The sequence below is a fragment of the Enterobacter cloacae complex sp. ECC445 genome (genome assembly GCF_021892025.1).
In the GTDB taxonomy this organism is placed as follows: Bacteria; Pseudomonadota; Gammaproteobacteria; order Enterobacterales; family Enterobacteriaceae; genus Enterobacter; species Enterobacter chengduensis.
The window spans coordinates 90,348-102,691 of sequence record NZ_JAKLRZ010000005.1 but is presented as its reverse complement, the minus strand read 5'-3'; the positions used below and the strand labels follow the sequence as shown (position 1 = coordinate 102,691).

Sequence of the window (12,344 nt, the reverse complement as noted above, 5' to 3'; positions counted from 1 at the left end):
GGCCCTCTCCCCAAAGGGGCGAGCGGGAAAAGACCGCACCGAGAGCTCCCTCTCCCCTATGGGGAGAGGGTTAGGGTGAGGGGGTATTAACGTTCTAGACGCAGCTGCTGCAAATTCCCGTCCAGCCGTAAATCCGTCTGTAGCGTTGCGATTTCACGGCAGATAAACGCCATCTCTTTATGCGCCTCCAGCTTTTTGCGCCACTTTTCCGGCACCTCATCGAGACGGGCGTAAATTCCTTCCAGATTCTGAAAATCGGTCAGCAGCTGCGCGGCGCTCTTCGGTCCAATACCGGCGACGCCCGGAACCTTTGAACTGCTGATGCCCGCCAGCCCCCAGTAATCCGGCAGCTGCTCAGGCGATACGCCAAACTCGCTGGCGATGAACGGCGCGTCCAGCCAGCGTTTTTGAAAGTAGTCGCGGATGCGGATAGTCGGGGAGAGCAGCTGGCAGTAGCCTTTGTCCGTTGAAACGATCGTGGCCTGATGCCCGGCTCCCGCCACCTTTACGGCCAGGGTGGCTGCAAGATCGTCAGCTTCATTTCCCTGCGCGCCCCAGCAGGGGACGCCCCGCTGTTCAAATGCGGCGCGCAGCATGGGTAATTCGGCGTGAAGGTCGTCCGGCATCGGCGCGCGTCCGGCTTTGTAGTCCGGCAGACGCTGGTGTCGCCAGCCCGTGTTGCGGGCTTCGTCATCAAATACCGCGACCGCGTGGGTAGGCTCACTGTGGCGGATAAGCTGTTCCAGCGCGTGCAGGCAGGTGTCTTTACAAGGCGTCCCCTGTACCGCATGGATACGGCGAATCAGGTTAAGAGCATCGACGATAAGTAAATGAACGGCCACAGATAATCTCCCTTCTATCTCATGCGTGAAGGGTAACACTGTCAGCAGCGTGAAACTATGAATGGTGGGGAAAACAGGAAGAAGCCTCGCAAAACGAGGCTTCCTGAGTGGCTTAATCGCAGGTCACGATCTTCATCGCCAGGCCGCCGCGAGAGGTTTCACGGTATTTGGCGTTCATATCTTTACCGGTTTCGTACATGGTTTCGATAACCTTATCGAGACAGACGCGCGGTTCGCTGGTGCGGCGCAGCGCCATGCGTGCCGCGTTCACCGCCTTCACGGAGGCAATCGCGTTACGCTCGATGCACGGTACCTGTACCTGCCCGGCAACGGGGTCGCAGGTCAGCCCCAGGTTATGCTCCATGCCGATTTCCGCCGCAATGCACACCTGCGTCGGGCTGGCACCCAACAGTTCGGCCAGGCCCGCCGCCGCCATGGAGCAGGCCACGCCGACTTCGCCCTGACAGCCTACTTCCGCACCGGAAATCGACGCGTTCATCTTATACAGCGAACCAATCGCGCTTGCGACCAGCAGGTAGCGCGCCAGAGAGTTAGCGTTCACTTCACGGATAAACTTGTCGTAGTAGGCCAGCACCGCCGGAACGATACCGCAGGCGCCGTTAGTCGGCGCGGTGACCACGCGGCCTCCGGCGGCGTTCTCTTCGTTCACCGCCAGGGCGAACATGTTGATCCAGTCTACGACGGCCATCGGGTCGGTAGTCGTTTTATCGGTGCTCACCAGCATACGGCGCAGCGCCGCCGCACGACGCGGGACGCGAAGCTTGCCCGGCAGAACGCCTTCGGTGGTGATCCCGCGCTCAATGCCGCCGCGCATCACTTCCCAGACGCTGGTGAAGTGCTGTTCAAGCTCTTCTTTGCTGTGGAGCGCCAGCTCGTTTTTCATCATCAGGCCGGAGAGGGAAAGGCCCGTCTCCTGGCAGTGACGCTGAAGATCCGCCGCCGTTTTGTACGGATACGGCACCTCGACAGACGAGGTGCTGGTTTGACCAAAGTGGTCTTCGTCGACGATAAAACCGCCGCCGATAGAGTAATACGTCTGGCTGTATACCGCTTTGTCGCCGGCCAGCGCGGTAATGCGCATGCCGTTTTCGTGCAGCGACAGGTTGTCCGCATGGAAATTCATGCAATGGTCAACCGGGAATTCCACTTCATGTTCGCCGTTTGCCAGCAGCAGGCGTCCGTGGGTGTTCACATCCTGGATGAAGCCAGGGATCGCATCAATATCAACGGTATCCGGCAGGTTTCCCGCCAGGCCCATGATAATGGCGATATCGGTATGGTGGCCTTTCCCGGTCAGAGAAAGGGAACCGTATACATCGACAACCACGCGGGTAACGTCGTGCAGGATGCCGCGTGCAATCAAGTCGTCCGTGAACTGCTTACCGGCTTTCATTGGTCCGACGGTGTGAGAGCTGGAAGGTCCAATACCGATTTTGAAGATATCGAATACGCTAATCATGATGCGTCCATTGCTTTCAGTCAGAGGGGAGGAGTGGGGGGGGCGGGGCCGGCGCAGGAGGTATTAGCTGAACAGCGAGTAGAAAATAGCGGAGATGGCAATCAGGCCCATAATCACAACAAACGCGTTGCTGATATGGCCGCTGTATTTACGCATCGCAGGCACTTTCTGAATCGCGTACATCGGCATCAGGAACAGAATCATCGCGATGACCGGGCCGCCCAGGGTTTCAATCATGCCCAGGATGCTTGGGTTCAGCGTAGCGACCGCCCAGGTGGTGAGCAGCATGAACAGGGCAGTGATTTTGTTCAGCTTGTTGATTTCAATGCTCTTGCCTTTACCGCGCAGAGATTTAATCACCATACCGTTGAAGCCTTCGCGCGCGCCGAGGTAGTGGCCCAGGAAGGATTTGGTGATGGCGATAATCGCGATGATAGGCGCCATCCACGCAATGACAGGTGCGTTAAAGTGGTTCGCCAGGTAAGACAGAATAGAGATGTTCTGCTCTTTCGCTGCCGCCAGGTCCGCCGGGGAGAGGCTCAGCACGCAGCTGAAGACGAAGAACATCACGGTCAGCACCATCATGATGTGTGCGCGTGCCAGGATGCTGGAGCACTTCTTCTCTGCGCCATTACCGTACTCTTCACGTTTCGCCACGGCGAAAGAGGAGATGATTGGGGAGTGGTTGAAAGAGAACACCATCACCGGAATTGCCAGCCAGAGGGTCATCAGCAGGCCGTTACCGGTAGCCGATGCGCTGCTCAGGGAGAGGGTTTCCAGCGCTGCGCCGTTCCACTGTGGGATCAGGTAGCAGGCCAGCACCATCAGTGCAATCACGAACGGGAAGACCAGTACGCTCATCGCTTTCACAATCATCTGCTCACCGAAGCGCACGATGGTCATCATGCCCACAATCAGGATCAGCGACAGGATCGCACGCGGAGGCGGCGTCATGTGCAGCTGGTGCATCATGAAGCTTTCAACGGTGTTGGTGATCGCCACGCTGTAGACCAGCAGAATAGGGTAAATCGCGAAGAAGTAGAGCAGAGTGATCAGTTTACCCGCGCCAACGCCGAAATGCTCTTCAACGACTTCCGTGATGTCTTCGCCCGGGTTTTTACCGGACAGCACGAAGCGGGTCAGGCCGCGGTGTGCAAAGAAGGTCATCGGGAAAGCGATGATAGCCATAATGATCAGCGGGATCAGGCCGCCGACGCCTGCGTTGATAGGAAGAAACAGTACACCAGCGCCGATTGCCGTGCCGTAAAGGCCAAGCATCCACATGGTATCCGTTTTGCGCCAACCACTTCGGGATTCAATCGAAGCAACGGTGCTGGTTTGAGTGGTTTCCATCTATATCTCCTGGAGGAAGCGAATTGTCAGGTTTTTAGTCAAATCCGATGAAAAAGTGCCTGACGGTAATATGAAATTCGTTCAGTGACGGTTTTTTAATAATTTTTGCCCGTAACTATTGGCGGGCGGAAAGATACATTCTAGTTATGAATCTATCAGTGATCGCGATCTCAAATGCAATAATCCACTTATGATGTGGGCATCTTTAGACCATTTATCTGTTAAAAAAACATCAAAGAGAATTTACGGGCGCGAAGGCTACCACCAACGACATGTGTGCCGAAAGTCTGACCCGTGATATAGGTGTCTTTAGCTGTAAAAAAATGGGTTTTTAGGATTTTCTGGCGAGTAATTTGGATTAAGGCTGATAACTTACGGTTGTAAAAAAGAGGTAATCGTTTGCGTTTGTGGAGAGTTTGAAAAAGAGATAAGTAATGCCTATGAATTGCTTCGGTAAAAAAAAACCGGGACGCGTTACGGGGCGACCCGGTTTTGATGAGACGCTGCTAAGCGTTATGTGCAGATTTCATAGCAAGGAATGTAGGCGGAGCCCGGCAGCTTCATGCGGTGCTGAGCAACGAAGCCCTGCAGCATGTCGTCCATGCGGCGCATCATCTCCGGGTCGCCGTGGATCTTGTACGGACCATGCTGTTCAATGGCGCGGATGCCCATCTCTTTCACGTTGCCCGCCACAATCCCGGAGAAGGCGCGACGCAGATCGGCCGCGAGGACTTCTACCGGCTGGTCCGGGTAGAGCTTCAGGTTAGCCATATTCTCATGCGTTGGCTCAAACGGGATCTGCAGGTCCGGCGCGATGCGGATTGACCAGTTAAAGCTGTAGGCATCTCCGGTGTCACGGCGGTTCTCTTTCACCAGCGGCATCGCTTTTTTCATCTGGCGCGCCACTTCTGCGGCATCGTCAATGATGATGCGATAGTGACGACGCGCGGCTTCACCCAGGGTGTGTACGATAAACTCGTCCAGCACGCGGAAGTAGTCGGCGCTCTCTTTTGGCCCGGTCAGGATCAGCGGCAGAACCTGATCTTTGTTTGCCGGGTTCATCAGAATACCCAGCAGATAGAGCAGCTCTTCCGCGGTGCCCACGCCGCCCGGGAAGATGATAATGCCGTGGGCGATACGGACAAACGCCTCAAGGCGTTTCTCGATATCCGGCATGATGATCAGCTCGTTAACCAGCGGGTTAGGCGGCTCAGCGGCGATGATGGACGGCTCGGTCATGCCGATAAACCGCCCCTCTTTGTAACGCTGCTGCGCGTGTCCCACCGCCGCACCCTTCATCGGCGCTTCCATCGCCCCTGGACCGCAGCCGGTACAGATGTTCAGCTCGCGCAGGCCAAGCTGCGTTCCCACACGGCGGGCATAGAGATATTCGGTTTCGTTAATGGAGTGGCCGCCCCAGCAGACGACCATGTTCGGCGCTTCGCCAACGTGCAGGGCACGGGCGTTACGCAAAATAGAGAATACCAGGTTGGTGATATGGACCGAGCTTTCCAGGTCGAGATGCTGGAAACGGCCTGCGTTGTGGATCTGTCCGTTAACAAACAGGATGTCACGCAGCACGGCAAACAGGTTAGCCTGAAGTGAACGAATGATGCGCCCGTCGACAAAGGCCTCTTCCGGCGGGTTGATGACTTCAAGCTTCACGCCGCGCTCGCGGCGCAGCACGTTGATATCAAAGCTTTCGAAGCGGGACAGCAGTTCTTTACTGTTATCTGTCAGGCTTCCGGAGTTCAGAACGGCAAGTGAACAGTTACGAAACAGTTGATAAAGATCGCTGCTGGCCGTGCGCTTAAGCATGTCCACTTCCAGCTGCGACAACATATCCATTGAGCCAAGCGGGCTAATATGTGTAATCAAGTGAGCTCCTTACGGGACGATTATCGTCTTTCCCTGTTGATTACAATAGCCCTGCCGCGTGACGTTTCACAACCTAAAGCGCGGAAGATACCGCGCATATTGTGAAAATATTTATCTTACTGGCGCACCAGCCGTCCCGTTGCGGGCACAAAATCGGTATTGGTGCGCCACGGGTTAATGTCCAGCCCGCCGCGGCGGGTATAGCGTGCGTAAACGCTTAGCTTCTCTGGCTGGCAGAAACGCTGAATATCGCTAAAAATGCGCTCCACGCACTGCTCGTGGAATTCGTTGTGATGGCGGAACGACACGAGGTAGCGCAGCAATTTTTCCCGGTCAATTTTCGGGCCGCGATACTGGATCTGCACCGAGCCCCAGTCCGGCTGGTGGGTGATCAGGCAGTTGGATTTCAGCAGATGGCTGACCAGCGTTTCTTCGACCACCTTTCCGCTCGCCGCGTTCTCGAGGTAGTCCGCGCTGAATTCATAATTCTCCACCTCGATATCCTGATCGTCGATGCAGGTTCCGTTGAAGTGGGCGACTGGCTGTCCTTCAAGCTCGTTCAGGCGATACAGTGAAACGCCCACTTTTCCCTGCGCGCAGGCGCTTAAATCACGTTCCAGTGTGAGCTGAACATCGTCCCAGCTGTTGAATTTTGTCTGGTTAAAGCTGTTGAGATAGAGCTTAAAGCTTTTGGACTCGACGAGATTCACGCTGGCGTAGTCCAGCTCAACGTGGCCCACCGCCACCTGCGGCAGGCCGCGCGCGTTGAGCCACGAGAGTTCGTACAGCGTCCAGATATCGCCGCCGACAAACGGCAGCGCGTCCGCGTGCAGGCCCAAAGGATCGCGATTCAGACTGCGCGGCACGCCCTGCAGAAGGCTTGCATCGTAGGTATCGCGGTAATCGGTGGATTTACCGAGCGTTAAGCCGGTTAACGCCTGATGATTTTCGTAAGACATGTTTCATAGCCACTTTACAGGTACACTTATGCCCTGAGTTTATCCTGTCTGACAAGAAGAGAGAAATCGGTGGACATCGAAACGGCAAATGCCCTCACTACCTTCACGACCCGCTATTGCGATGCCTGGCATGAAAAGCAGGGTTCGTGGCCGCAAAGTGCTGATTTATATGGCGTACCCTCACCGTGCATTATCTCTTCGCTTGAGGATTACGTTACCTGGCAGCCAAAACCTTTCAGCGGCGAGCAAAATGTAAATGCGGTTGAACGGGCAATGGACATCGTGGTACAACCAGCGGTTCACGCGTTTTACACCACGCAGTTCGCAGGGGATATGCCCGCGCGCTTTGCTGATATTACGCTGACGCTGTTGCAGACCTGGAGCGAAGACGATCTGCAGCGTGTTCAGGAAAACCTGATTGGTCATCTGGTCACGCAAAAACGCCTTAAGCTTTCTCCGACGCTCTTTATTGCCACGCTGGACAGTGAACTGGACGTTATCTCCGTCTGTAACCTGTCAGGTGAAGTGGTTAAAGAGACTATCGGCACCCGCAATCGCGAAATGCTCGCCCCCTCTCTTGCGGATTTCCTTACCCGACTTGAGCCACTTCTGTAATCCATGATGCTATAGCGCGTGTGAGAGATCTCTTACAAGGTTTGTGAGAGATCGCTGGAACATTCAGTATTACCTCAATGACTTCAGATTAATATCACTCTATTTTTCAACGTATTACTCGTTTATCGTACTGTATTTAGGGATATCTCACATCTTACAACCCTGACAGGGTGGGTTGTAAGACGAGGCGGAATAGCGGATTCTATCTCCGTCGACAGGACGCCGACACGAGAAACGAACATCAGGATGATGGCGTTTCTTACTCAGGACACGTCAGGATGGCGCTGCAGGAAGGCTTCAGGATGAAGCAAAGTGGATAACGCAGGATGCGTAAGGGACACCTCCAGGAAGGAGAACGAGAGCCGGTCAGGATGGTCGGTGGGTCAGGAAGGCCAGGACGTTTCAGGATGAAACAAACACGTCAGGACGATGTGTGCAGGATGAATCGGTTTACGGATGACCAGGCCTTCGGGCTTCAGGAAAAGTTGTCACGGATGAGCAGGGAGCACGAATTGTAGCTGGAATGCTGCGAAACGAACCGGGAGCACTGTTTTTACAGTGCTCCCTTTTTTTATTTCTGCCTTCCGCAATGCTATGCTGCGCGCCGTTCATTTTTTCAGTTGAGGTTACTATGACGCAACACGATAGCGTTCGTGCGCAGTTGCACGCCATCGAAGCCCTTTTGCGCCAACATCAGCTGTGGCAGGAGACCGCGCCGCAGCCAGAGGCGTTCGCGAGCACCCAGCCCTTCTGCCTGGATACGCTGGCCCCGTTTGAGTGGCTGCAGTGGGTGTTAATTCCGCGCCTGCACGCCCTGCTTGAGGGCGGTCACCCGCTGCCGCAGGCCTTTGCCGTTTCTCCCTATTATGAAATGGCGCTTGAGGCGACGCACCCCGCGCGCGACGTGATGCTGGTCGAACTGGAAAAGCTGGATGCCCTGTTTGCCGGTGATGATGCATGACGCTTGAGATCCTCTATCAGGACGAGTGGCTGGTGGCGGTAAACAAACCGTCAGGCTGGCTGGTACACCGCAGCTGGCTGGATCGCGACGAGAAAGTGGTGGTGATGCAGACCGTGCGCGACCAGATTGGTCAGCACGTTTTTACCGCCCACCGTCTCGACAGGCCGACTTCCGGCGTGCTGCTGATGGGGCTTTCCAGCGAGGCGGGCCGTCTGCTGTCGCAGCAGTTTGAACAGCATCAGATGCAAAAGCGCTACCACGCGATCGTGCGCGGCTGGCTGACGGAAGCCGCCACGCTCGACTATCCGCTGGTGGAGGAGTTGGACAAAATCGCCGATAAATTTGCCCGCGATGACAAAGGCCCTCAGCCTGCGGTGACGGATTATCGCGGCATGGCCACCACGGAAATGCCGGTGGCAACCAGCAAATTTCCCACCACGCGCTACAGTCTGGTTGAGCTATTGCCCAAAACCGGGCGTAAGCATCAGCTGCGACGCCATCTTGCGCACCTGCGCCATCCGATTATTGGCGACAGCAAGCACGGCGATCTGCGCCAGAACCGCAGCGCGGCCGAACACTTTGGCTGCCATCGTCTGATGCTGCACGCCAGCGAACTGAGCCTTACGCACCCGTTTACCGGCGAGCCGCTGACTATCCGTGCGGGGCTGGACGACGTCTGGATGCAGGCGCTGTCACAGTTTGGCTGGCTGGGACAACTCCCCGAAAATGAAAGGGTTGAGTTTGTCTCGGGCAACGTTCAGGATGAACGGTAAACGCATTCATTATGGGAAAATAGCATGGCTGAAGTAGGCATTTTTGTCGGCACTATGTACGGCAACTCGCTGCTGGTAGCGGAAGAGGCTGAGGCAATACTCGCCCGCGAGGGCCATAAGGCCACGGTCTATGAAGACCCGGAGCTGGCGGACTGGGAAAAGTATAAAGATAAATACATTCTGGTGGTGACCTCAACCACCGGTCAGGGCGATCTGCCGGACAGCATCGTGCCGCTGTTCCAGGGCATAAAAGACCGGCTTGGCTATCAGCCTGACGTGCACTACGGCATCATTGCCCTGGGCGACAGTTCTTATGCCAACTTCTGCGGCGGCGGCAAGCAGTTCGATGCGCTCCTGCAGGAGCAGAGCGCCCAGCGCGTCGGCGAGATGCTGCTGATTGATGCCGGCGAGCATCCGGAGCCGGAAAGCGAATCAAACCCGTGGGTCGAACACTGGGCAACGCTGCTTAAATAACCCTGCGCGATACCAATGGTAGGCCGGGTCAGGCGTAGCCGCCACCCGGCATTACACCCCGCACCAAACGCCATTTCCGTGAACCACCTTCCACTCCTCTGGGCTTATGCCCTAAACAACCTCCCTCACACCCTTTAATACTGTGTTTCTGCACGGTGAGAGAACCTGTCACTCCTTCATATACTTTTCCGGTCACGATAAAACGGCCTCACGCCGTACCAAAACGACAAAAACTAATCTCATTCTGATTACCCTACCGGTGCTGTACAGAATGAACCAGGCGAAAGCTATGTTTCAGGAGTGCAACAATGAGTACATTAAGCCACGCAGCGAGCAGCGCCGAAAAGCGCACCAACGCCCGCTACTGGATAGTGGTGATGCTGTTTATCGTCACGTCCTTTAACTATGGTGACCGCGCTACGCTGTCGATTGCCGGTTCGGAAATGGCAAAAGATATCGGCCTTGACCCCGTGGGCATGGGTTACGTTTTCTCCGCATTCTCATGGGCCTACGTCATCGGGCAAATTCCGGGCGGCTGGCTGCTGGACCGTTTTGGCTCTAAACGCGTCTATTTCTGGTCCATCTTTATCTGGTCCGCGTTTACCCTCCTGCAGGGTTTCGTCGATATCTTCAGCGGCTTCGGCATTATCGTGGCGCTCTTCACGCTGCGCTTCCTGGTGGGGCTAGCGGAAGCGCCGTCCTTCCCGGGCAATAGCCGCATCGTGGCGGCATGGTTCCCGGCGCAGGAGAGGGGAACGGCGGTGGCGATTTTCAACTCCGCTCAGTACTTCGCAACGGTCATCTTCGCGCCCATCATGGGCTGGCTGACGCATGAGGTGGGCTGGTCGCACGTCTTCTTCTTCATGGGCGGGCTGGGGATCGTCATCAGCTTCGTCTGGCTGAAAGTGATCCACGAACCCAACCAGCACCCTGGCGTGAACAAAAAAGAGCTGGAGTACATCGCGGAAGGCGGCGCGCTGATCAATATGGATCAGAAATCTACGGCGGCAAAAGTCCCGTTCAGCCAGAAATGGGCGCAGATCAGGCAGCTCGTCGGCTCGCGCATGATGATCGGGATCTATCTGGGCCAGTACTGCATCAACGCCTTAACCTACTTTTTCATCACCTGGTTCCCGGTCTATCTGGTGCAGGCTCGCGGCATGTCGATTCTGAAAGCGGGATTTGTCGCGTCGGTCCCGGCCATCTGCGGCTTCGTTGGCGGCGTGCTCGGCGGGGTGATTTCCGACTGGCTGATGCGCCGCACGGGCTCGCTGAACATCGCGCGTAAAACGCCGATTGTGCTCGGCATGCTGCTCTCCATGACCATGGTGTTCTGTAACTACGTCAATGCCGAATGGATGATCATCGGCTTTATGGCGATGGCCTTCTTCGGCAAAGGCATTGGCGCGCTGGGCTGGGCGGTGATGGCGGATACGGCGCCGAAAGAGATCAGCGGCCTGAGCGGCGGTCTGTTCAACATGTTCGGCAACATCTCCGGGATTGTGACTCCCATCGCTATTGGCTACATCGTCGGCACGACCGGATCGTTCAACGGCGCGCTGATCTACGTGGGGGTACATGCGCTGGTGGCGGTACTGAGTTACCTGGTGCTGGTGGGAGATATCAAGCGCGTCGAGCTTAAACCCGTTGCGGAGCGTGGATGATGACAACGCAATCAAGCCCAACCGTCACCGAGATGCAGGTCATCCCGGTCGCCGGGCAGGACAGCATGCTGCTCAATATTGGCGGTGCGCATAACGCCTGGTTTACCCGCAATATCATCGTGCTGAAAGACAGCGCAGGGCATACCGGCGTGGGCGAAGCCCCTGGCGGAGAGGTGATTTACCAGACGCTGGTCGACGCCATTCCGCAGGTGGTGGGCCAGGAGACCGCCCGTCTGAACAAGGTGGTTCAGCGGGTGCATAAGGGTAATCAGTTGGCAGACTTTGATACCTTCGGTAAAGGCGCCTGGACGTTCGAACTGCGCGTCAACGCGGTGGCCGCGCTGGAGGCCGCCCTGCTCGATTTACTGGGTAAGGCGCTCCGTGTTCCGGTGTGCGAGCTGCTGGGCCCCGGCAAACAGCGCGATGCGGTCACCGTGCTGGGCTATCTGTTCTACGTGGGCGATCGCAATAAAACCGATCTTCCTTATCTGGCGAGAACCACGGGCGACCACGACTGGTATCACCTGCGCCACCAGGAAGCGCTCTCCCGCGACGCGGTGGTGCGCCTGGCCGAGGCGGCGCAGGATCGCTACGGCTTTAAGGATTTCAAGCTGAAGGGCGGCGTGCTGCCCGGCGAGCAGGAGATTGAAACCGCCAGGGCGCTGAAAAAACGCTTCCCGGATGCGCGAATCACCGTTGACCCTAACGGCGCCTGGCTGCTGGATGAAGCCATAAGCCTGTGCAAAGGTCTGGGAGACGTGCTGACCTACGCAGAAGACCCCTGCGGCGCGGAGCAGGGCTTCTCGGGCCGTGAAGTCATGGCGGAGTTCCGCCGCGCCACCGGGCTACCGGTCGCGACCAATATGATCGCCACCAACTGGCGTGAAATGGGTCACGCGGTCATGCTAAACGCCGTCGATATTCCGCTGGCGGACCCGCACTTCTGGACGCTCTCGGGCGCGGTGCGCGTCGCGCAGCTGTGCGATGACTGGGGGCTGACGTGGGGCTGCCACTCGAACAACCACTTTGATATTTCGCTGGCGATGTTTACCCACGTTGGCGCGGCGGCACCGGGTAACCCGACCGCTATCGACACCCACTGGATTTGGCAGGAGGGCGAAGCCCGCCTGACGAAAAACCCGCTGGAAATCAAAAATGGCAAGATTGCCGTACCGGATGCGCCGGGTCTGGGCGTGGAGATTGACTGGGATCAGATCCATAAAGCCCATGAGGCGTATAAAAAACTACCGGGCGGCGCGCGTAATGACGCGGGCCCGATGCAGTACCTGATTCCCGGCTGGACATTTGACCGTAAGCGCCCTGTTTTTGGACGTCACTGATAAAA

Annotated in this window: 11 protein-coding genes; 6 read left to right on the top strand and 5 right to left on the bottom strand. The window is 56.6% G+C overall.

Translation table 11 applies throughout. From position 1 onward, the window contains the following. Nucleotides 1-86: 86 nt before the first annotated feature. From xni to queF, 5 genes are all read right to left on the bottom strand, one after another. Nucleotides 87-842 carry a flap endonuclease Xni gene (gene xni / locus L6R44_RS06590; RefSeq protein ID WP_237423634.1) on the bottom strand — a complete coding sequence of 252 codons (756 nt, stop codon included), beginning with the start codon at nucleotides 840-842 and terminating at the stop codon, nucleotides 87-89. Nucleotides 843-954: 112 nt separating this feature from the next. Continuing rightward, the gene (locus tag L6R44_RS06585) at nucleotides 955-2,322 is read right to left on the bottom strand and encodes an L-serine ammonia-lyase (RefSeq protein ID WP_032643150.1); all 1,368 of its coding nucleotides are present in this window, start codon (nucleotides 2,320-2,322) and stop codon (nucleotides 955-957) included. 63 nt (nucleotides 2,323-2,385) lie between these two features. Next, nucleotides 2,386-3,675 carry an HAAAP family serine/threonine permease gene (locus L6R44_RS06580; protein WP_237423633.1) on the bottom strand — a complete coding sequence of 430 codons (1,290 nt, stop codon included), beginning with the start codon at nucleotides 3,673-3,675 and terminating at the stop codon, nucleotides 2,386-2,388. A gap of 513 nt (nucleotides 3,676-4,188) precedes the next feature. Continuing rightward, nucleotides 4,189-5,553 (bottom strand): nucleotide 5'-monophosphate nucleosidase PpnN, encoded by a 1,365-nt coding sequence (ppnN, locus tag L6R44_RS06575; protein ID WP_032643146.1) that lies wholly within the window; start codon nucleotides 5,551-5,553, stop codon nucleotides 4,189-4,191. Between the two features lie 116 nt (nucleotides 5,554-5,669). After that, the gene (gene queF, locus L6R44_RS06570; RefSeq protein WP_237423632.1) at nucleotides 5,670-6,512 is read right to left on the bottom strand and encodes an NADPH-dependent 7-cyano-7-deazaguanine reductase QueF; all 843 of its coding nucleotides are present in this window, start codon (nucleotides 6,510-6,512) and stop codon (nucleotides 5,670-5,672) included. A 69-nt stretch (nucleotides 6,513-6,581) separates the two neighbouring features. Here queF and syd point away from each other — a divergent pair, with 69 nt between their 5' ends. The 6 genes from syd to L6R44_RS06540 all read left to right on the top strand — a co-directional run bounded on the left by syd (nucleotide 6,582) and on the right by L6R44_RS06540 (nucleotide 12,339). Then, nucleotides 6,582-7,127: a SecY-interacting protein gene (gene syd, locus L6R44_RS06565; RefSeq protein WP_237423631.1), complete on the top strand. Its 546-nt coding sequence runs from the start codon at nucleotides 6,582-6,584 to the stop codon at nucleotides 7,125-7,127. A 631-nt stretch (nucleotides 7,128-7,758) separates the two neighbouring features. Next, complete coding sequence (locus tag L6R44_RS06560) at nucleotides 7,759-8,088, top strand: YqcC family protein (protein WP_237423630.1); 330 nt, start codon at nucleotides 7,759-7,761, stop codon at nucleotides 8,086-8,088. Then, nucleotides 8,085-8,861 (top strand): tRNA pseudouridine(65) synthase TruC, encoded by a 777-nt coding sequence (truC, locus tag L6R44_RS06555; protein WP_023309023.1) that lies wholly within the window; start codon nucleotides 8,085-8,087, stop codon nucleotides 8,859-8,861. Before L6R44_RS06560 ends, truC begins: the two co-directional genes overlap by 4 nt. Nucleotides 8,862-8,885: 24 nt before the next feature. Continuing rightward, nucleotides 8,886-9,335 (top strand): flavodoxin, encoded by a 450-nt coding sequence (locus L6R44_RS06550; protein ID WP_237423629.1) that lies wholly within the window; start codon nucleotides 8,886-8,888, stop codon nucleotides 9,333-9,335. A 308-nt stretch (nucleotides 9,336-9,643) separates the two neighbouring features. Beyond that, nucleotides 9,644-10,999, top strand: a complete 1,356-nt coding sequence (gene gudP, locus L6R44_RS06545; protein WP_032643134.1) for a galactarate/glucarate/glycerate transporter GudP — start codon at nucleotides 9,644-9,646, stop codon at nucleotides 10,997-10,999. Continuing rightward, a complete protein-coding gene (locus L6R44_RS06540) occupies nucleotides 10,999-12,339 on the top strand; it encodes a glucarate dehydratase family protein (RefSeq protein ID WP_237423731.1) in 1,341 nt (446 codons plus the stop codon). The genes gudP and L6R44_RS06540 overlap by 1 nt, the downstream gene beginning before the upstream one ends. The last annotated feature ends 5 nt before the right edge of the window (nucleotides 12,340-12,344 follow it).